At 66.2% G+C, this 20828-nt stretch carries 18 protein-coding genes and 1 tRNA gene; 13 read left to right on the top strand and 6 right to left on the bottom strand.

Features of this window, described 5'->3' with window-relative positions; genetic code table 11:
* Positions 1–57 precede the first annotated feature (57 nt).
* Positions 58–134, bottom strand: a tRNA-Arg gene (locus MTR66_RS17450).
* 174 nt (positions 135–308) lie between these two features.
* On the opposite strand from MTR66_RS17450, the gene MTR66_RS17445 reads away from it, so the two are divergent.
* The 10 genes from MTR66_RS17445 to MTR66_RS17400 all read left to right on the top strand — a co-directional run bounded on the left by MTR66_RS17445 (position 309) and on the right by MTR66_RS17400 (position 11074).
* Positions 309–737: a hypothetical protein gene (locus tag MTR66_RS17445; protein WP_243923386.1), complete on the top strand. Its 429-nt coding sequence runs from the start codon at positions 309–311 to the stop codon at positions 735–737.
* Positions 738–784: 47 nt separating this feature from the next.
* Positions 785–1270, top strand: coding sequence for an MmcB family DNA repair protein (locus MTR66_RS17440; RefSeq protein WP_243923385.1), 486 nt, complete (start codon positions 785–787; stop codon positions 1268–1270).
* 278 nt (positions 1271–1548) lie between these two features.
* A complete protein-coding gene (locus MTR66_RS17435) occupies positions 1549–3015 on the top strand; it encodes a DEAD/DEAH box helicase (protein WP_243923383.1) in 1467 nt (488 codons plus the stop codon).
* Between the two features lie 91 nt (positions 3016–3106).
* On the top strand, positions 3107–3856 hold the full coding sequence (locus tag MTR66_RS17430) for a sterol desaturase family protein (protein WP_243923381.1): 750 nt from the start codon (positions 3107–3109) through the stop codon (positions 3854–3856).
* Positions 3857–3946: 90 nt separating this feature from the next.
* Positions 3947–5236 carry an MFS transporter gene (locus tag MTR66_RS17425; RefSeq protein WP_243923378.1) on the top strand — a complete coding sequence of 430 codons (1290 nt, stop codon included), beginning with the start codon at positions 3947–3949 and terminating at the stop codon, positions 5234–5236.
* A gap of 99 nt (positions 5237–5335) precedes the next feature.
* A complete protein-coding gene (locus MTR66_RS17420) occupies positions 5336–6691 on the top strand; it encodes a PAS domain-containing protein (RefSeq protein WP_243923376.1) in 1356 nt (451 codons plus the stop codon).
* A gap of 126 nt (positions 6692–6817) precedes the next feature.
* Positions 6818–8179 (top strand): M48 family metalloprotease, encoded by a 1362-nt coding sequence (locus MTR66_RS17415; protein ID WP_243923374.1) that lies wholly within the window; start codon positions 6818–6820, stop codon positions 8177–8179.
* A 113-nt stretch (positions 8180–8292) separates the two neighbouring features.
* The gene (locus tag MTR66_RS17410; RefSeq protein ID WP_243923373.1) at positions 8293–8991 is read left to right on the top strand and encodes a DsbA family protein; all 699 of its coding nucleotides are present in this window, start codon (positions 8293–8295) and stop codon (positions 8989–8991) included.
* Positions 8992–9055: 64 nt separating this feature from the next.
* Positions 9056–10219, top strand: coding sequence for a sensor histidine kinase (locus MTR66_RS17405; protein WP_243923371.1), 1164 nt, complete (start codon positions 9056–9058; stop codon positions 10217–10219).
* 57 nt (positions 10220–10276) lie between these two features.
* Positions 10277–11074, top strand: a complete 798-nt coding sequence (locus tag MTR66_RS17400) for a LytR/AlgR family response regulator transcription factor (protein ID WP_243923369.1) — start codon at positions 10277–10279, stop codon at positions 11072–11074.
* A 30-nt stretch (positions 11075–11104) separates the two neighbouring features.
* Here the strand turns inward: MTR66_RS17400 and MTR66_RS17395 are convergent, their stop codons facing one another.
* A complete protein-coding gene (locus tag MTR66_RS17395) occupies positions 11105–12085 on the bottom strand; it encodes a quinone oxidoreductase family protein (protein WP_243923367.1) in 981 nt (326 codons plus the stop codon).
* 92 nt (positions 12086–12177) lie between these two features.
* Between MTR66_RS17395 and MTR66_RS17390 the strand changes: the two genes are divergently transcribed.
* Positions 12178–13026 carry a LysR family transcriptional regulator gene (locus MTR66_RS17390; RefSeq protein WP_243923365.1) on the top strand — a complete coding sequence of 283 codons (849 nt, stop codon included), beginning with the start codon at positions 12178–12180 and terminating at the stop codon, positions 13024–13026.
* Positions 13027–13115: 89 nt separating this feature from the next.
* Here the strand turns inward: MTR66_RS17390 and MTR66_RS17385 are convergent, their stop codons facing one another.
* The 4 genes from MTR66_RS17385 to MTR66_RS17370 form a co-directional block, all read right to left on the bottom strand.
* Positions 13116–13841, bottom strand: a complete 726-nt coding sequence (locus MTR66_RS17385) for a M23 family metallopeptidase (RefSeq protein WP_243923363.1) — start codon at positions 13839–13841, stop codon at positions 13116–13118.
* A 153-nt stretch (positions 13842–13994) separates the two neighbouring features.
* The gene (locus MTR66_RS17380; RefSeq protein ID WP_243923361.1) at positions 13995–14786 is read right to left on the bottom strand and encodes a ferritin-like domain-containing protein; all 792 of its coding nucleotides are present in this window, start codon (positions 14784–14786) and stop codon (positions 13995–13997) included.
* On the bottom strand, positions 14787–15260 hold the full coding sequence (locus MTR66_RS17375; RefSeq protein ID WP_243923359.1) for a peroxiredoxin: 474 nt from the start codon (positions 15258–15260) through the stop codon (positions 14787–14789).
* Positions 15257–17959, bottom strand: a complete 2703-nt coding sequence (locus MTR66_RS17370; RefSeq protein WP_243923357.1) for a bifunctional [glutamine synthetase] adenylyltransferase/[glutamine synthetase]-adenylyl-L-tyrosine phosphorylase — start codon at positions 17957–17959, stop codon at positions 15257–15259. The genes MTR66_RS17375 and MTR66_RS17370 overlap by 4 nt, the downstream gene beginning before the upstream one ends.
* A gap of 194 nt (positions 17960–18153) precedes the next feature.
* On the opposite strand from MTR66_RS17370, the gene MTR66_RS17365 reads away from it, so the two are divergent.
* On the top strand, positions 18154–19791 hold the full coding sequence (locus tag MTR66_RS17365) for a M28 family metallopeptidase (RefSeq protein WP_407673070.1): 1638 nt from the start codon (positions 18154–18156) through the stop codon (positions 19789–19791).
* Entirely contained in the window at positions 19788–20783 is a 996-nt protein-coding gene (locus MTR66_RS17360) for an agmatine deiminase family protein (RefSeq protein WP_243923354.1), read from the top strand. Before MTR66_RS17365 ends, MTR66_RS17360 begins: the two co-directional genes overlap by 4 nt.
* Positions 20784–20828: the final 45 nt, after the last annotated feature.

Below are 20828 nucleotides of genomic sequence, written 5' to 3'. Positions count from 1 at the left end.
TTCACATTGTGCTCCACCGAAGTGGAAATCACAACTATCTGATTTTTTTGAGAAATCTGGCGCACCCGAGAGGATTCGAACCTCTGGCCTCTGCCTTCGGAGGGCAGCGCTCTATCCAGCTGAGCTACGGGTGCAACAAAGCGGGCGGTTAGCAGAGGCCGCGCAGCGTTACCAGCGGCAATTCACGGGTTTTTCCCGAAACCCTGCGCGGCCTGCTCAGACGGGCGGCCCGTCCAGCCGGAATACGCCGCGTGACGGCCCTGACAGTTAGGAAATTGGCAAGGCAGCCCGCCTTAATCCGGCACATCATGGACACGACTCCGCACAATCCGGATGGCGCCGTCACGGCCAGCACGGTCCTGCCGCGCCCGGCTCCCTTGCGATTCGAGCAGGGGGCGGCCTGCACGCTCGGCATGAAGTGGCAGGCGCTGCATCAGGCCGCCGATGCCGTTGCCGCCATTGCCGGAGCGGAGGCCGAATCCCTCCCCCAAGACGTGCAGGGCTTCCCCATTGCGATAGGCGATGCGGGCGCTCCCCGCCGTGCCATTGCCGAGCGCGGTATCGAGGATCTGTCGGCGCTGATGGAGGCGGGGTTGTCCGCATTGCTCGCTGCGCTGGAACACGGGACCCGGCCGGATGGGGCCGCGCAGGCCCTCTGGCGCGAATTCCAGGCCGCGCGCGACGCAATACTGCAGCTGGCACCCGCCAGCTCCGGAGAACCGCCCTTCACGGCGTAGCCCGCCAAACGGCCTTGCCAGTTCTTGATATGTTCCTATGATAGGGCATGGCCGAAGCTGATTCTCCCCTCGCCAATTTCACCGCGTCCGACGTTGCGCGCGGCATCGGGCGGCTTTTTGCCCGCAACGATATCTGGTGCCTCACCGAAATGCCGCTTCGCTGCGGGCGCCGGGCGGATCTGATGGGGATCGACGCCAAGGGCCATGTCATCATCGTCGAGATCAAGGTGGCCCGCGCCGATCTGCTCGGCGACGGGAAATGGACCGACTATCTCGACTACTGCGACCGGTTCTACTGGGGCCTCTCGCCCGAGCTGGACCGCGCGCCGCTGGAAAGCGAAGCCTTCCTGCCGGACCGCTGCGGCGTGATCGTGGCCGACGGGTACGATGCGGAAATCCTGCGCCCCGCACCGCTGAGCCAACTGGCCGCGGCCCGGCGCAAGGTGGAAGTCGAGCGGCTGGCCCGCGCCTCGCTGCGGAGGCTGGTCAATCTGGGCGATACGCAGACAGTGCAATGGGGCGGTCAGGGATAGCACCCTGCCCCGGATACCCCCTGCCTGGCAGGAAAGCGCAATTTTCTTGCGTTGTGCGGCAATGCACAGTAGATGAACCCACCGTAACCGGCGCGCAAGGCCCTGCCTTGCCGCAATCCGAGAGCAGCGTGAGGTCCGGCGGATACCGCCAGACCGGCCCGGATGAACGATTACGCACCACCCAAGCTTCCTTCCTCACGCAGGGTCGCCCGAAACGACACCTTGCCGTGTGCGCGGACCAGAAGCCCCGCGCGCTCCGCACTTTTTGAAAGTGACGTATGTCCTATTTTAACGAACTTGGCCTTGCCGAGCCCATTCTCCGCGCGCTCCAGGTCAAGGGCTACACCGATCCCTCGCCGATTCAGCGCAAGGCGATTCCCTCGCTCCTCGAAGGGCGCGACCTGCTCGGCATCGCGCAGACCGGCACCGGCAAGACGGCCGCGTTCTCGCTGCCCTCGCTGCACCGGCTCGCCAATGATCCGCAGCCGCGCAAGAACGCGGGCTGCCGCATGCTGGTGCTTTCGCCCACCCGCGAGCTGGCGGCGCAGATCGCCGACAACATGCGCGGCTATGCGAAGTTCCTGAACCTCTCGATCCAGTGCGTGTTCGGCGGCGTGCCCGCAGGCAAGCAGGCCCGCGCGCTGGAGCGCGGCACCGATATCCTCGTCGCCACGCCCGGCCGCCTGCTCGACCTGATCGACCAGCGCGCGCTGACGCTGCGCCATGTCGAGATCTTCGTGCTCGACGAGGCCGACCAGATGATGGACCTCGGCTTCATCGTGCCCTTGAAGCGCGTGGCCGCGCTGCTGCCCAAGGAACGCCAGAGCCTGTTCTTCTCGGCCACCATGCCGCAGGCGATCGCCGAGCTGGGCAAGCAGTTCATCAACAATCCGGTCAAGGTCGAAGTCGCGCCGCAGTCGAGCACGGCCGAGCGCGTCGAGCAGTATGCGACCTTCATCAACCAGGCCGAGAAGCAGGCGCTGCTGACCATCCGCCTGCGCGAAGGCCTCGCCCCCGATGCGGCGGAGCAGGCCGAGCACGGCGCGATCGACCGTGCGCTCGTCTTCACCCGCACCAAGCATGGCGCGGACCGCGTGGTGCGCCACCTGACCGCCGCAGGCATCCCCGCCGCCGCGATCCACGGCAACAAGAGCCAGGCGCAGCGCACCGCCGCGCTCGGCGGGTTCCGGCAGGGCACGGTGCGCGTGCTGGTCGCCACCGACATTGCCGCGCGCGGGATCGACGTTTCGGGCGTGAGCCACGTCTACAACTTCGAGATTCCCAACGTGCCCGAGCAGTACGTGCACCGTATCGGCCGCACCGCGCGTGCGGGCGCGGACGGCGTAGCCATCAGCTTCGTCGCGCCGGACGAGAAGCCCTATATCCGCGATATCGAGCGGCTGACCCGCGTGAAGCTTGAAGCGCTGCCGCTGCCCGAGGATTTCCAGAAGCAGGCCTCGCGCCTGCCCGCCCCCTCGCGCAAGGCTCCGGCCCAGCCGCAGGGCGGACGCAAGCCCAACTCCGGCAAACAGGGTTCGGGCAAGCCGCGCGGCCAGCAGGGGCAAGGCCAGGGACGCGGCAGCAATCGCGACAGCGAGCGCCGTCACGACCGTCCGGCTGGCGAGCGGCACGGGGAGCACCGCGCCGAGGCCGGTTCGGAAGGCGGCGAGCGCAAGCGCCGGTTCCGTCCGCGCGGCCCCAAGGGCATGGGCGCGCACAAGAACAAGGTGCGCCGCACGAGCTGAGGTCTGGGACGGATCGCCATTTGCAGGCCATCAGGGCTGAATGGCGATCCGTCCTAGCGCCGGGGCACCGGCCGCGCCATAAGGCCTGCCGATGCCAGCAAGTTCCGGTCCGGACTTATGGGTGGCTGGCCTCTTTGCCGCCGCCCTTTCCGCCGTCATGATGACGGCGATCGTGGGCGTGCGCTATCTGATCACTTCGGGCCTGTTTGCCTGGATCACCGGCAGAGTACGGCCCGGCCTCTATAAGGGGTTGGGCGGGCAGATCCGGCGGGAGATCGGCTGGTCGCTGCTTTCCGCGGCGATCTACGGGCTGCCTGCCGGTATCGCCGCATGGGGCTGGCAGGCCCGTGGCTGGACGCGGATCTACACCGATCCGGCGGCCTGGCCGCTGTGGTGGATGCCGCTCTCGCTGCTGGTGTACCTCGCCCTGCACGACACCTGGTTCTACTGGACGCACCGCTGGATGCACCGGCCCCGGCCGTTCCGCATCGCCCATGCCGTGCACCACGCCAGCCGCCCGCCGACGGCCTGGGCGGCGATGAGCTTTCACCCGGTGGAAGCGCTGACCGGCGCCGTGGTGATTCCCGTGCTGGTGTTCCTCGTGCCGATCCATGCAGCCATGCTTGGCCTCGTGCTCACGATCATGACGGTGATGGGCATCACCAACCACATGGGCTGGGAGATATTCCCGCGCCGTCTGGTGCATTCGCGGATCGGCCACTGGCTGATCACTGCCAGCCACCACCACCGGCACCACGAAAACTACCGCTGCAACTACGGGCTCTATTTCCGGTTCTGGGATCACCTGTGCGGCACAGACCGGGGATTGTCCGCCCCCTGACCGGCAGCACGAAACGGCAGAGCGCAATTCGCAGGGCCAATCCGGCACGCCGGGCTTGCCGCCGCTTCCCGCTCCGCTTAGGCGGGGCATGTGTCACGGGAAGAAGAGATCATAGAGCACACCGTCGAAACGGTGACGGCCGACCTGGTCCCTCCGCCGCGCAGCAGCACGTTCTCTCCATTCCGCTATCCGGTCTTCCGCGCGATCTGGACCGCCAACCTGTTTTCCAACCTGGGATCGACGCTGCAATCGGTCGGCGCGGCCTGGCTGATGACCGAGCTGACGCCTTCGCACCAGCTTGTCGCCCTGGTGCAGGCTTCGGCCACGGTGCCGATCATGCTGCTGGGAGTCTTCGCAGGCGCCATCGCCGACAATTTCGACCGCCGCCGCGTGATGCTCGCCGCGCAAGTGGGGATGCTGACTGTCTCCGCCGTATTGGCCGCGCTGACTTATGCCGGGCTGATCACTCCGTTCCTGCTGCTGGCCTTCACGCTGTCGGTGGGCGCGGGCACGGCTCTCAATTCCCCGGCGTGGCAGGCTTCGGTGCGCCAGCAGGTCGATCCGCGCGAACTGCCGCAGGCGATCGCGCTCAATTCGATCTCGTTCAATATCGCCCGCTCCATCGGCCCGGCTCTGGGCGGTCTCCTGATCTCCATCTGGAACGTCTCGTTCGCATTCGGGATCAATGCCGTCAGCTATATCGGCCTGATCGCGGTGCTGCTGTGGTGGCGGCCCGAGCCCCGCAAGATCGAGCGGCGCCCGATTCTGCCCGCCGTCGCGGTGGGCATCCGCTATTGCGCCGGGAACGGCCCCTTGCGCCGCATCCTGATCCGGGGGCTGGCGCTCGGCTTCAGCCTTGCCGCCTACCAGTCGCTGCTGCCCGCGGTGGTGAGCGCGCAGATGCACGGGTCCGAACTCGATTTCGGGCTGATGCTGGGGCTGTTCGGCATCGGCTCGATCCTGGCCGCGCCTTTCATCGGCGTGATTCGCAAGAAGCTGGGGCTCGAAGGCATTCTGGCGCTGGGGGCCACGATGTTCGTGGGATCGCTCTCGCTCGTGGCCGAGATCAGCCATGTCATCTACGCGCTGCCCGCCGCCTTTGCGGCCGGGATGGGCTGGGTCTGGATCCTGACGACGATCAACACCGCCGTGCAGATGCGCTCGCCGGACGAGATTCTTGGCCGGTGCCTGTCGATCTATCAGGCCGTTACCTTCGGCGGCATGGCGCTGGGTTCCTGGACCTGGGGCCTGATCGCCGACTGGAAGAGCCTGCCCTTCGCGCTCCATGCCGGATCGGTGTTCCTGATCGTCTCGTTCGCAGTGCTGCGGGTACTGGCACCATTGCCGCGCCCCGGAGAGGGCGTGCTCAAACCCACCTGACCGGCCATTTCTCCTCTGGAGGCTCGCGCAGGCGCAACTTAAACTTTAATTCACCATGTTGCGCCAGAAGGGGCACGACAGGGTGTATGGGGAAGCCGCATGGATACGTTGCGTGGTCAGTTTTCCGGTCCGGACGAGGCCGATGACGTCTCTTCCGGCATGGAAGACACGGACGCGGGATCGCCGCTTTCCGGCGGTGCGGACGAGCGCCGCATGCATGTGCGCGCCTACAATTTCTGGGCCAGCCTGCTGGGCAACCGCACCTTTCCCGATATCGCCTCGCTCCACCCGGAAGAACTGCCCGATTTCGGCCCCCATTCGGTGCTGCTCGATTTCACCGCCGGTATCGACAATCCCGCCATCGGCTATCTCGGTTCGAAGCTGGCCGGGGAATGCGGCGCCGAAGACGGCATCAAGCGGCTGAACGACGTTCCCGCGCGCTCGCTGCTCTCGCGCATTACCGACCATTACATGCAGATCCTCGCCAATCAGGCGCCGATCGGGTTCGAGGCCGAGTTCGTCAACCAGCGCGGCATGACGATTCTCTATCGCGGCGTCCTGCTGCCGTTTTCGAGCGACGAGACGACGATCGATTATATCTACGGCGTCATCAACTGGAAGGAACTGGCCGACCAGTCCGGCACCGACGCGCTGATGAAGCAGGTCGACGAAGCCGTCGACGCCCGCCCGGCCATGCTGCGCGAATCGGCACCGATGAGCGAGTGGGCGGACGGCCCGGCCGACCTCGGCCTGGGCCAGCCCCATGGCGGCTATGCGCCGGTGGAACTGCCGCATGCCGAATTCGGTATCCATGGCGACTATTTCGACGATGCCGTCCTGCCCGGAACATCCGGATCCCTCTCTCTGGGAGACTGGCTCGCGGCGGCCCGCGAAGAAGCGCTCAATGCCCGCAGCAGCGAAGACCGCTCTCGCCGTGCGCTCTACGAGGCCGTCAGCCGCGCCTACGATTTCGCGCTGGCCGCTGCCGAAGAACCCGGCGACTTCGCCGAACTGGTGCAGGACGCCGGGCTCAAGGTGCAGGAACGCGCGCCGCTGATCCCGCTGGTGAAGCTCGTGTTCGGCGCCGATTATGACAAGACCCGCCTGACGGAATTCGCCACGGTCATTGCCCACGGCCAGCGCCTCGGCATCGAACGCGGCGCCATGGGCGCGCTGCTGACGGAAACCTCCGGCGGCCTCAAGGGCATCGTCGCGGAGGAACGCCGCCTGCGCCGCGCCGAAGGCAACAAGCCGGACCGCCCGCGCACCGGGCACGAGGATCTGGTGGAAGGCCTGCGCAAGCTGGAGCCGCGCTCGTTCGATTCGGTTCCGGCAGGCAACGAATTCGCCGTGCTGGTCGCGCGCCGGATGGAGGACGGGCGGCTGGTGCTGATCGGCGACGTCTCGGACGACGAGACCCTGCTCGACCGCGCGGCCCGGCGCCTGCTCGACTGACAGCATCCTTCTGAAACGGCCCTTCTTGAAACCGGCCCTCTTGAAACCGGCTGTACCACCATTACGCTGACAGGGCGGCACTGGCACTTCAGCCCCGGTTAAGCCCGCAAGGTTCCAAGAGGCACTATGCCGAAGCTGCGAATTCCCGCCTTCATCCTGATGTTTCTGGCGCTGCTGGGCTGGTCCGCCGCCCCGGCCGCAGCGCAATCGATCCTGCGCGATGCAGAAACCGAAGCCCTGCTGCACGACATGGCGACGCCGCTGATCAAGGCGGCCGGGCTCGATCCCGCCAATGTCGATATCGTTCTGGTCAACGATTCTTCGGTGAACGCTTTCGTGGCAGGCGGGCAGGCGGTCTACATCAACAGCGGCCTGATCAACGAAGCCGATACCGCAGGCGAAGTGCAAGGCGTGATCGCGCACGAACTCGGCCACGTTGCCGGCGGGCACGCCGTGCTCAACCGCGGCGGCAAGGCCGCCACCGGCATCTCGCTGCTCTCCCTACTGCTCGGTGCGGCGGCGGCAGCGGCGGGCGGCGGCGAAGCGGCGGCGGGCGTGGTTCTGGCCGGCCAGCAGGCCGCACTCGGCAAGTTCCTCGCCTATACCCGCTCGCAGGAAGCCTCCGCCGATGCCGCCGGGGCCAAGTACCTTTCCAAGGCCGGAATCAGCGGCCGCGGCTCGGTGGAATTCTTCCAGAAGCTGCAGAACCTCGAATACCGCTATGGCTACAGCCAGCGCGATCAGGATTCGTTCTACAGCACGCACCCGCTCACCGGGGACCGCATCGCCACGCTGCAGGACACCTATGAGCACGACCCGGCGTGGAACACGCCGGACGATCCCAAGCTGCAGAAGCGTTTCGTGCGGATGAAGGCCAAGCTCTACGGCTACCTGGCCGAGCCCCGCAACGTGTTCCGCAAATATCCGCTGACGGACAATTCGGTGCCCGCGCACTATGCCCGCGCCTATGCCTACAACCGCGAATCCAAGCTCGACGATGCCCGCGCGGAAACCGATGCCCTGATCAAGATCGATCCGGACGATCCCTATTTCCTCGAACTGCAGGGCCAGATCCTGCTCGAATCGGGCAAACCCTCCGAAGCGCTGGTGCCCTTGCGCCGCGCGACGCAGCTCACGGGCAACCAGCCGCTGATCGCCACTCTGTTCGGCCATGCGCTGATGGCCACGGAAAATCCCGCCAATTACAAGGAGGCCGAGCGCGTGCTGCGCGCCGCCGTAGCACGCGACCGTGAGAATCCCTTCGCCTGGTATCAGCTCGGCACGATCTACGCCGCCAATGGCGACATGCCCCGCGCGCGGCTGGCCAGTGCCGAGCAGCAAGTGCTGTCGCTGCACATGAGCGAAGCGCTGATCAGCGCCCAGGCCGCCGAGGCAGGCCTTGCCACCGGCTCGCCCGACTGGCTGCGCGCGCAGGATATAGAAATGCAGGCACGCGCCGCACTGGAGCGCGAGAGAAAGCGGCGCTAAGAAGCCGTTTCAAGAGCCGCCGGACTGCGATTTCCGGATTCAACACTGTCAAAACGAACGCCAAGACCGGGCGGGTCCACCGCCAGGCCGCAAGGAAAGTTACAGGAAATCATATGGGTAATGGCACGAAGTTCGCAGTGATCGCCGGATGTCTGGTGCTGGTGGTCGCGGGCGGCTGGTATGGCGGGCGCAAGGCCGTCGAACATGTCGTGCATGACTACATTCTGGAAAATCCGGAAATCCTGCCGCAGGCCATGGAAGAGCTGCAGCGCCGCCAGAATGCCCAGCAGCTGGCCAGCGTGCGCTCCACGGTCGAAACGCCCTTCCCCGGCGCCGTGCTCGGCAATCCCAATGGCAAGGTCACGCTGGTGGAATTTTCCGATTTCGCCTGCACCTATTGCCGCCAGAGCCTGCCCGACGTGCGGGCGCTGATCGCCAAGAATCCGGATCTGCGGATCGTGATGCGCGAACTCCCGGTGATCAGCCCGCGCAGTCCCGATGCCGCCAAGATGGGGCTCGCCGCCGCCGAACAGGGCAAATACCCCGCTTTTCACGATGCGATGTTCGCCGCCGGGCAGCTCGATCCGCAGTCGATCGAGGCCGCGGCGCAGAAGGCCGGGCTCGATATGGACCGCGCCCGCAAGGTCGCCGCCAGCAAGGCGGTGGAAGAGGAAATCGACCGCAATCTCGAACTCGCCCGCCGCCTCGGCTTCTCCGGCACGCCAAGCTGGATCGCCGGAGACCAGTTGATCGCGGGCGCGGTGGGCATGGACCGGCTGTCGCAAGCGGTGCAGGCCGCGCGCGGAGGTTGAAAACCCGCAGGCATGACCATCGCCGCATTTCAGCTTCGGCGTAATTTCGGCTAAACCCATGGCCATGAGCGTCCTGCCGATCCAGCCGATCCCGTTCTTCGCCGACAAGGACAAGGCCTTCTGGCGCCTGCAGACGGCGGGCTGGGCGGGCGCGATGATGCTGCGCACGATGTCGCTGATCGCCAACAACCAGCCGCTGACATCGCTGGTGCTGGTCCTGATCGCGACGATCACCGGCTTTTCCATCTCGCTGGTGCTTTCGGTGATCTACCGCGCGCTGATCACCCGGCGCGCCATCGTGACCTGGGGCCTGACCGCGCTGATTCTGCCTTTCGCGGTCGCGCTGCACGCCTTTATCGACGCCTGGGTCTGGTCGCTGTGGCGGACCGACAGCGAGGCGAGCTTCACCCAGCTGTTCCTGGGCGTGTTCTACCTCGACGCCACCCTGCTCGGCGCCTGGACCGCGCTCTATTACATGGTGAACTTCTACCTGCAGGTGGAAGAACAGAACGACCAGCTGATCCAGCTCGAAGGCCAGGCCACCAGCGCGCAGCTCGCCATGCTGCGCTACCAGCTCAACCCGCACTTCCTGTTCAACACGCTGAACTCGATTTCCACGCTGGTGCTGCTCAAGCAGACCGAACCGGCCAATGCCATGCTCTCGCGCCTGTCCTCGTTCCTGCGCTACACGCTGGTGAACAAGCCATCCGCCCGGGTCACGGTCGCGCAGGAAGTGGATACGCTCAAGCTCTACCTCGATATCGAGCGCATGCGCTTCGAGGAACGGCTGCGCACCACCTTCCAGATCGACCCGGCGACCGAGACCTGCCTGCTGCCCTCGCTGCTGCTGCAGCCGCTGGTCGAAAACGCCATCAAGTATGCCGTCAGCCCGCAGGAGAGCGGAGCGGAAATCACCATCACCACGCAGCTCATCGGGTCCATGCTTCGCATCAGCGTCTCGGACACCGGGCCGGGCTTGCAAAGTCCGACGACCGACAACAGGTTATCGGGCATGACCTACGATGGAGGGGAGCCGGTATCCACCGGCGTCGGCCTTTCGAACATTCGGGACAGGCTCGTGCAGGCCTATGGCGACAACCACCGTTTCGAGACGATCGAGCCGGTGGAAGGCGGCTTTGCGGTTGTGATCGAGCTGCCGGTGGAACGCCGCGAATCCGTCGAGGACAGTCCGGAAACAGAGCGCCAGCCCGCTTTGGCCGCGCGCTGATTTTCTATGGAAACCTTATGGGGCCCCGTGCGTTAAGCGGCCCGGAGACTAGAACAGATGACCATTCGCACGATCCTTGTCGATGATGAAAAACTGGCGATCCAGGGCCTGCAGCTGCGCCTGGAAAAGTATCCCGACGTGGAGATCATCGATACCTGCTCGAACGGGCGCGAGGCGATCCGCAAGATCAAGACGGAAAAGCCCGATCTGGTTTTCCTCGATATCCAGATGCCCGGCTTCGACGGCTTTTCCGTCGTCAAGGGCGTGATGGAGATCGAGCCGCCGCTGTTCGTCTTCGTCACCGCCTATCAGGAACACGCCGTGCGCGCTTTCGAGGCGAACGCCGTGAACTACCTGATGAAGCCGGTGGAGGAGAACAAGCTCGACGATACCCTGGCCCGCGTGCGCCAGCGCCTGACCGAGAAGCGCTCCGCCGAGGAAGCCGAAAAGCTCAAGAACGTGCTGGCCGAAGTGGCCCCCGATGCCATCGAGCAGATTCCCGAAGAGGGCGATTCGAGCGCCGACCGCTACGAAAAGCTCATCAACATCAAGGACCGCGGCCAGATCTTCCGCATCGATGTCGATTCGATCGAGCATATCGAGGCGGCGGGCGACTACATGTGCATCCGCACCGCCGACAATTCGCTGATCCTGCGCGAGACGATGAAGGACCTCGAACGCCGTCTGGACCCGCGCGTGTTCCAGCGCGTCCACCGTTCGACCATCGTCAACCTCAATCAGGTCCGCCAGGTGAAGCCGCACACCAACGGCGAGTGCTTCCTGGTGCTCGAATCGGGTGCCCAGGTGAAAGTCTCGCGCTCCTACCGCGACGTGATTGCCCGCTTCGTACACTGACGGGAGCAAGCCCTGCCCTCTGACCTCCGTTCACGGAACCAGCACAGGGCTTCCTGCCGTCCGCCCCGCTTCCAGATCGCCTTGGGCGCGCGCCGCGTCCACCAGGCGATAGGCCTCGCCCGCTTCCGGGACGATACCCTTGCGAATGGCCGCGATGACGGCCTGTGCAGCGGTGCGGTAGGTTTCCTGCTCCGCCGCATAGGCCATGACGCTGGGCCGGGAGAGCATCAATGAACGCACCGGGCCCAGCTCTTCCACCCGCAGCGGCGGAATCGGCCCGGCGGCCTGCCCGATCGATGCCACGGTGCCGAAACGCCGCACGCAGCCCAGCGTCTTTTGCATGGTTGTCCCGCCAATCCCGTCAACGGCCCAGTCCACCCCTTGCCCTTCGGTAAGGCGGCCGACTTCGGCCGCAAAGTCGGCATCGCGGCCGGCAATGACGTGATCAGCACCGTTCGCCCGTGCCATCCGCGCTTTCGCCTCCGAGCCCACTGTCGCGATCACCGTGTGCCCTGCATCCTTGGCCCACCGCGTCAGCGTGGTGCCCAGCCCGCCCGCTGCGGCATGTACCAGCAGCACGCTTTCTTTCAGGGGCGGACAGACACGGGTCATGAGCATATGCACGGTCAGCCCCCGAAGAAACGAGGCCGCTGCCCGCTGCGTTCCGATATCGCCGGGCAGCTTCACCGCCCGCCATGCCGGCAGCAGCCGCGTCGCGGCATAGGCGCCGGGAATTCCGGCATAGACCACCCGGTCCCCCACCGCGACGCTGTCCACCCCGCTGTCCACCCCCTCGCCCACGGCTTCGACGATACCGGCCCCTTCGACGCCGGGAACCGCGGGCAGGGGAAGCGGGTAGAGGCCGGTTCGCTGATAGATATCGATGAAATTCACACCGATGCCCTCGTGGCGGATGCGCAACTCGCCGGGGCCTGGCGCTTCGGGGATACAGTCGGCGATTCTCAGTTTGTCCGTGCCGCCCGGCGCGATCAGTTCGATTTTCTTGTCCATGGTTTGCCTCCGTTTCCGCGCGGAGGTCTGGCACTTGCGCAATCGACAATAAATTTCCTATTTTCTCCCATCGATGGGGAATTTTTGATCCAATGAACTGGGACGACCTGCGCTATTTCAGGGCTCTGGCGGCAACCGGTTCCCTATCTGCGGCAGCGCGGATGCTGGGCGTCGAGCATGCCACGGTTTCCCGCCGTATCGTGTCGCTGGAAAGCGATCTGGGCCTTGCCCTGGCAGACCGGCGCGGACGGCGGTGGAGCCTGACGCGCGACGGGGAACGAATCGCGGCGCTGGCGGAAAGAGTCGAACACGAAACGCAGGCGATCCGGCGGGCGGCGGACGGAGTGCGTTCGAACCTGTCGGGCACGGTCACGATCAGCGCCCCGCCAGCTCTGGCCGCCGGGATCACAGCGGCTTCGCTGGCCGATCTGCAAAGGCAGCATCCGCGGCTGGCCGTGCGGATCATCGGCGAGGCCCGCACGGCTTCGCTGGATCGCAGCGAGGCGGACATCGCAATCCGCCTGACACGGCCGGAGAGCGGTGATCTGACAATCGCGAAACTGGCCCGGATGGACTTCCGGCTCTATGCCAGCCCCGGTTATCTGGCCGGTGTGGCCGAACGAGACTGGCGCTTCATCGGCTATACGGAGCCTGCGCCGCAGCAAGCGGCGCTTGAAGCCTTCGCGAAAGCCCGCCCCTTCTGCCTGTACGCCAGCAGCCTGGAAATCCAGCAGGGCGCGGCCCGTTCCGGTGCGGGCGTGGCGGCCCTGCCGGACTTCATGGCCCTGCCCGATGCCGGACTGGCCCCGGCCACTCCCGGCAGGATTCTCATTTCAAGGGATATCTGGCTTGTCGTCCATTCGGACCTCAAACGGAACGCTGCAGTACAAGCCGTAACGAAACGGCTGCGCGACGCCTTTTCGCAAGACTGGCCCCATTAGAAAAGGCGGCCCTTGCGGACCGCCTCTTCTCCCTCTCCAAACCTTGCAGGCGGGCCCCGTCCGGTTGCGGGTCCTTCGCCGTGGCGCGATCAGCCGCCCTTGGCTTCCTTCGCTTCGGCAGCCTCGGCCGCAGCCAGGCCCGACGGCGACTGCATGTAGGGCAGCGGATTGACCGCCTTGCCGTCCACACGCACTTCATAGTGCAGGTGCGGGCCGGTCGAGCGGCCGGTCGAACCGACGAAGCCGATCACGTCGCCCTTGTGGACGCGCTGCCCCTCCGCCACGTTGAGGCGCGAAAGGTGGCCATAGCGGGTTTCCATTTCACCGCCGTGCTCAAGCGAGATGTAAAGGCCGTAGCTGCTGAACCACGAGGCGCGGCTGACCACACCATCGGCAGGCGCATAGACCGGCGTGCCGATCGGCGCGGCCAGATCGACACCCTTGTGCATGCGGCGGCGGCCGAGAATGGGATGCTCGCGCTGGCCGAAGCGGCTGGTCATCACGTCGTGATCCAGCGGATTGCGCGACGGAATCGACACCGAGGCAATGCCACCGGCGACGACCGGCTTGACCTTCGAGACGGCGAGGCCGGTTTCCTCGAAATTCTGCCAGGAGCTGAAGAGATTGCGGAACTGCTCGTCCTCACCGCCCGAAACCGGCTTGCTGGCCGACTGGGCGGCACGCAGCGGGGCGGAGATATCGGCAGCGGCAGCGCTGCTGTTGGCCATCGCGGGATGAGCGGCGATGGTGAGACCGGCGGCAGCAAATGCACTGGCCACTGCGCGGAACTTGGCGAAAGACTTCGTTACGACCACTCGCAATACCTTGTTATTCGCCGAAACCCGCGTGCAGGCACGACGCATTGTTGCCTGGATACGGCCTTCGAAAAGGCCGTCCGGTGTTATTGTTGGAGATGGTCGGAACCCCCCGCCGTCTCGCGAGTTATGACTTAGGCCGTCATGTTTCGTTCATGCAACCCTATGGTAAAGATCCCGCGATAAACCGGCTGCAAGGCGCGCTGAGTCGTTGAACGGCGGCTTCAAGGTCCCCCGAAAGTGGCGGGAAACCAGTACTTTCCACAGTTCATCGTTTACCGCGCCGAGACGTTTGGCGACATCGGCGAAGTGATTTGCGCCGAAACGGACGTGGCGAATCTCGTCGTCAAGGATTCTTTGCAGGATTCGTCCGCCGCGCTCGTCGCCCGCCGCGCGCACCCGTTCGATCGTGGCCGGCGTGACGTCGAGCCCGCGCGCTTCCAGTACCATCGGCACTACCGCCAGCCGGGCCGCGACATCGTGCCGCGTCTCGTGCGCCGCTTCCCACAGCCCGGCATGGGCGGGCAGCGCGCCGTAATGGCTGCCCTGCGTACGCAAGTGCCTGTCGATCAGCGCGAAGTGCATCGCCTCGTCCGCCGCGACGGAGAGGAAATCGCTGACGAAAGCTTCCCCCATCTCCGCGCCGAACCGGCCCGCCATGTCCAGCGCGAGATCAATGGCGACGAATTCGATGTGCCCGATCGCATGCCACAGCGCGATTCGTCCGCGCTCCGATCCGGCCTTGCGGCGCTTGGGCATGTCTCTGGGCGCCAGCAATTCGGGCGCATCGGGCCATCCCGGCCGATCGGGCATCGCGGCATCGAAGACGAATGCCAGCCGCCCCAGCCGCCAGTCGCGCGCCACCTTGCGCGCGGCCATGACTTTGGCACGCGGATCGCTGGTCAGCAGCGCCGCGCGAATCGCCGTGGAAACGCTCTGCCGCATTCAGAGCGCCTTGGCGGCCTCCAGCACGGCGGCGGCGTGTTCCTTCACTTTCACTTTGTCCCAGACCTGCGCGATCTTGCCATCGGGGCCGATCAGGTAGGTGGTGCGCACCATGCCCATGTAGGTGCGGCCGTAGTTCTTCTTCTCGGTCCAGATGCCGAGCGCGTCGGACAAGCCGTTTTCCTCGGCATCGGTGGCGAGCGGAGCCTTGAGGTCATGCTTGGCGATGAAGTTCTGGTGCTTCTTCGCCGAATCCTTGCTCACGCCCAGCAGCGCCACACCTGCCGCATCGAACTCGCTCTTGAGCGCGGAGAAATCGATATTTTCGGTCGTGCAGCCGGGGGTGTTGTCCTTGGGATAGAAGAACACGACCAGCTTCTGCCCCGCGAAATCGGACGCTTTCACACTGGTGCCATCGGGCGTTTCCATCGCGATATCGGGAAATGCGTCACCAACGCCGGGCTTGCTCATCATGTGATCTCCAGTGTTTCGCCGAAGGCCTCCTGCCACGCGGCGGCGACTTGCGCGCGTGCGGCCCGGAGCCCGGCTTCAAGGTTGTCCCAGCCCCCATAGCCGCAGGCGCGCACAAGCGCCATGCACGCCGCTTCGCCCGGCACCTGCGAATCAGGCGCCAGCAGTCGCCCGGCGACGAGAAAGCGGGTGAGCACGTCGTGCGCCTCGCCCAGCGGCAGGCCCAGCTCGCGAATCGCATCGGCGAGACCGGGCCGGAAACCCCGCCCTTCGCGAAGCTGCACGAAGTGGACGATGAATTCGAGATCGACGAGCCCGCCGCGCGCCAGCTTGACGTCGAGCGGCCCCTTGGGCGCTTTGTGCTTTGCCATCGTCTCGCGCATGTCCAGCACGTCGGCGCGCAGCTTTTGCGCATCGCGCGGCGTTTGCAGGACCGCGCGGACCACGCCGCACAGCGCCTCGCGCGCTTCCGGCGAGCCGTAGAGCGGGCGGGCGCGGCACAGCGCCATGTGCTCCCAGCTCCAGGCCTGTTCGCGCTGGTAGCGCTCGAAACTGTCGAGGCTGGCGGCGGGCGGCCCCTGCGTGCCCGAAGGGCGCAGCCGCGTATCGACTTCGTAGAGCGCGCCTTCGGCGGTCGGCACCGAAAGCGCCGAGATCGCCCGCTGCGACAGGCGGTTGTAGTAATGCGTCGCCCCTAGCGGGCGGCGGCCATCGGACTCGGCCTGAAAATTGCCGGTGAACAGGTAGATCAGATCGAGGTCCGAGGCATGGGTGAGCACCCCGCCGCCCATCCGGCCGAGCCCCAGCACCAGCATTTCGCTGTCCGCAATCGCGCCGTGGTTGCTGCGGAATTCCGCGGCCGTGGCATCGGTCAGCACGGCCAGCGCGGCTTCGGCCACGCGGGCCAAGGCATGGCCCACGTCCAGCGGATCGTTGACGCCTTCGATAAGCTGTACGCCCAGTTCGAAACGCAGTTCGCCCACTTTGCGGCGCACCGAATCGAGCTTGCGCTCGTAATCGTCGCCCGGCTCGAAGCGGGCGAAAGCCGCAGTCAGCTCCTCCACGCTGCCCGGCAGATCGAAGGCGCTGGCATCGATCAGCGGATCGAGCAGGTCCGCGCGCCGCGCCAGCGCATCGGCGAGCGGCGGGGCGAGACTGAGAATACGCGCGAGCAAGTCCAGCAGCCCCGGACGCGCTTCGAGCAGGCGGAACAGGTTGATCGCGCTGGGCAGGTTGTTGAGCAGTTGCTCCCACCGCGACAGCGCGCGTTCGGGTTCGGGCGCGGAGGCCAGCGCGGCGAGCAGATCGCGCCGGATCGCCTCGAAAGCATGGCGCGCCGCGTCCGAGCGCAGCGCCCGCATCCGGCCCGACTGCCAGCCCTCGATCCGCGCCGCCAGCGCCTCCGGATCGGCAAAGCCCAGCCCTTCAATATCCTCCAGCAGCGAGGCCTGATCGGGCATCGGCACCGGAGCACCGGGCGTGCTGGGCGTGTTCGCCATGATCAGCGCATCGTAGCGTTCGCCCACGGCATCGGTGATCGCGGTGAGTTCCGTGAGCAGCGCCGGTCCGTCCGCCAGCCCGTCGAGCCGGGCCACGGCATCGAGCGCGTCGGGATTGACCGGCAGGCTGTGCGTCTGCTGGTCCTGAAACATCTGCAACCGGTGCTCGATCGTGCGCAGCCGGTCGTAGCTTTCACCGAGCAGGCGGGCTTCCTCCGCCGCGATCAGCCCGGCCTGCGCCAGCGCATCGAGCGTCGCGCGGGTGCCGCGCAGGCGCAATGCGGGGTTGCGGCCGCCGTGGATGAGCTGGTGGGTCTGGGCGTAGAATTCGATCTCGCGAATGCCGCCGCGCCCTTTCTTGAGATCGAAGCCCGGGCCCACTGCCGCGCTGCCTGATGTCTTGGCGCGCGCGCTGGCGCGGATCTGCGCGGTGAGGCGGCCGATCTCGGCAATCGCCCCGAAATCGAGGCTCTTGCGCCACACGAAAGGGCGGATCGCGGCGAGAAAGGCCTCGCCCGCCGCGACATCCCCGGCGCAGGCGCGGGCGCGGATGAAAGCGGCGCGTTCCCACGCGAGCGCGGAGGATTCGTAATGCGTCAGCGCGGCATCGATCGAGATCGCCAGCGGGCTCACTTCCGAAGCCGGGCGCAGCCGCAGATCGACGCGGAAGACATAGCCCTGATCGGTCACGCGCGAGAGCGTTTCCACCACCGCGCGCGCCACCCGCTGCGCCGCCTCGCCCGGCTCGTCGCGCTCGCGGCGGGGGAGCAGTTCAGGATCGAACAGCAGGATCGGGTCGATGTCCGAACTGTAATTCAGCTCGCCCGCGCCGTGCTTGCCGAGCGCGAGGGCGAGGAAGCCCGCCGGTTCGCTGTCCGGCGCGCGGCGGCGGATGCCTTCGGCGATAGCGGCATCGAGCGCCCGGTCGGCAAAGGCGGAGAGTTCGCCCGTCACCTTGAGCAGCGGAAAGGCCCCGGCGAGATCGCCGATCGCCAGCGCCAGCGAGAGCGCCTGCTTCTCCCGCCGCAGCGCCGCCCCCACGTCGCCCGCGCCTTGCCCGGCGGCGCGGGCATGGGCCAGTGCCGCTTCGCCATCGCCCGAGGCGAGAAGTTCGGTCAGTTTGGGCAAGCGCTCCAGCGCGCCCGCAAGGTAAGGCGCATGGGCGCTGGCGCGCGCGATCGCTCCGGTCCAGTCGGCACTCATGGCCTACCCCTGCCCCTTGCGCGGCGCCGGGGCAAGGGGGGAGCAAGAGGGCCCGGCTTGTATCTCGCTGCAGGCTCTGGCACCTGTGCCGCATCCCCCACTTCAGACATAAGGCCGCGCCCTTGAAACATCCCGCGCTTGTTCTTGCCGTCCTCGCCCTGGGCGCCTGCACTTCGACCTATGAAGGTCCGAAAATGCCCAAGGGCACCGCGCTGCCCCCGCCTGCGGAAACCGCGGCCAAGGCGCCGGACATTTCGGTCGACCTGATGAAGCAAGTGACCCAGCGCCTCTCCGCCGACGATTTCGAAGGTCGCGCGCCGAGCACGGCGGTCGAACCCAAAGTGCTCGACTACATCATCGCGCAGTTCAAGGCGGCGGGCCTGCAGCCGGGCAACCACGGCAAGTGGTTGCAGCCGGTGCCCACGGTGGAAATCACCGGCAAGGATTTCTCGCCCCTCGCCGTCACCGGGAACGGCAAGCCGATGTCGTTCAGCTTCGGCGATAACTACGTCGCCGCCAGCTACCGCGTGGTGCCGCATACGCAAGTGAAGGACAGCGAGCTGGTCTTCGTCGGCTACGGCATCGATGCCCCCGAACTGGGCTGGAACGACTATGCCGGTGTGGACATGCACGGGAAGACGGCGGTGATCCTCGTCAACGATCCCGACTATGCCAGCAAGACCGAACAGGGACTCTTCAAGGGCCGCCGCATGACCTATTACGGCCGCTGGACCTACAAGTTCGAGGAAGCCGCAAGGCAAGGCGCCACCGCCGCGCTCATCATCCACGACACTTTCCCCGCCGCCTATGGCTGGAACGTCGTCAATTCGAGCTGGACCGGCGCGCAGTACTACGTGCAGACGCCCACTGACGGCGCCGACCAGACCAAGGCGAACGGTTGGGTGCAAAAGCCCGTGGCCGAAGCGATCCTGAAAGCGGCAGGCCAGAACCTCGCGGCGCTGAGCGAAGCGGCGAAGCACAAGGGCTTCAAGGCCGTGCCGCTGGGCCTCAAGGTGAGCTTCGGCTTCGACAACGGCATCCGCAAATCGACATCGAACAATGTCGTCGGCGTGCTGCCCGGCAAGACCCGGCCGGACGAATACGTGCTCTATTCGGCGCACTGGGACCACCTCGGCCACTGCACACCCGATGCCACCGGCGATGACATCTGCAACGGCGCGGTGGATAATGCCACCGGCGTCGCCGCGCTCACCGCGATCGCCAAGGCCAATGCCGAAGCGGGCGCGGCGGCGCGCAGCCAGGTGTTCCTGGCGGTGACGCTGGAGGAATCGGGCCTGCTCGGCTCCGAATACTATGCCGCCAACTCGATCTATCCGCTCGATCACACCGTGGGCGGGGTGAACATGGACGCGCTGCTGCCCAGCCCGCGTGCGCGCTCCTACGCGATGACGGGGGGCGACAAGTCCGATCTCACTTCGGTCTTCCGCGATACGCTGGCGGACGAAGGCCTTTCCGAAGTGCCCGAGGATCACAGCGAGCGCGGCTACTACTACCGCTCCGACCACTTCAGCTTCGCCAAACGCGGCGTGCCGATGTTCGACGTGTCGCGCAGCACCGACTTGTTCGAGGGCGGCAAGGCCGCGGGTGACAAGATCAGCGAGGACTACACCGCCCACCACTACCACGCCCCCAGCGACGAATATTCGGACAGCTGGAACTGGGACGGGATTGTCGAGGACGTGGACCTCTACTACGCGCTCGGCCGCACGCTTGCCGATTCGGACTTCTGGCCGAACTGGCACGAGGGCGACGAATTCCGCGCGATCCGCGACAAGGCCTGCGCCGCGGCAACAGGAGGCTGCCACAAGTGACCTATACCCTGCCGCCCGAATGGCACGCGCAGGACTGGATCTGGATTGGCTTCCCGCATGACCCGGTCGAATGGCCGGGCTTTCTGGAAGCCGCCCAGGTGCAGATGGCGCAATTCGCCAGTGCGGTGGCCGAATCCGGGCAGGAAGTCCGCCTGATCGTGCGCGACGAGGCGAACCGCGCACGAGCGGCCTCGCTGGTCTCGGCCAAGGTCGCGCTGGAAGTGCGGCGCTACGGCGACGTCTGGCTGCGCGATACCGGGCCGCTGGTGGTCATGGACGAGAGCGGGAACCGCAAGGCCCAAAGGAAAGCAATGCGGTTCGGCTTCAACGGCTGGGGCGGCAAGTATCTGATGGATGGCGATCAGGAGATCGGCGCCAAGCTCGCCGAAAGTGCTTCTCTGCCGGTCGAGACGGCGGACTGGATTCTCGAAGGCGGGGCGCTCGACGGGGACGGCACCGGCCTTGTTGCCACCACTGAGCAGTGCCTGCTCAACCCCAACCGCAATCCGCACCTTTCCCGCGCGGACCTCGAAATGCGGCTGCGGCGCGATCTTGGGTACACCCGCGTGCTCTGGCTGGGCGAGGGGCTGATCAACGACCATACCGACGGCCACGTGGACAATCTCGCCCGCTTCGTGGCGCCCAATGTCCTGGCGCTGCCGCGCGCGACTGGCGCGGACGATCCCAACGCGGCGATCTACGCCGATGCCAAAGCGCGCGCCGAAGCCATGGGCGTAACGGTGCGCGAAGTCCCCTCCCCCGGCCGGGTGGAGACGGACGGGCGGATCGAACCGGCAAGCTACATGAATTTCGCGATCACCTCGAAGCTGGTGGTAGTCCCGATCTATGGCACCGCGTACGACGAAGAGGGCGTGGCCGCCATCGCCGACCTGTTCCCGGACCGCGAGACGGTGGGCATTCTTGCCGATGCGGTGCTGGCGGGCGGCGGTTCGTTTCACTGCTCCAGCCAGCAGATGCCGTCGCTGGCGTAAGGGGCTCAGCCCACGGCATCGTACGCTGAAACTGCCTGATCTCTC

The sequence above is a fragment of the Novosphingobium beihaiense genome (assembly GCF_022832375.1).
GTDB lineage: Bacteria > Pseudomonadota > Alphaproteobacteria > Sphingomonadales > Sphingomonadaceae > Novosphingobium > Novosphingobium beihaiensis.
This window is presented reverse-complemented; position numbering and strand designations above follow the sequence as displayed.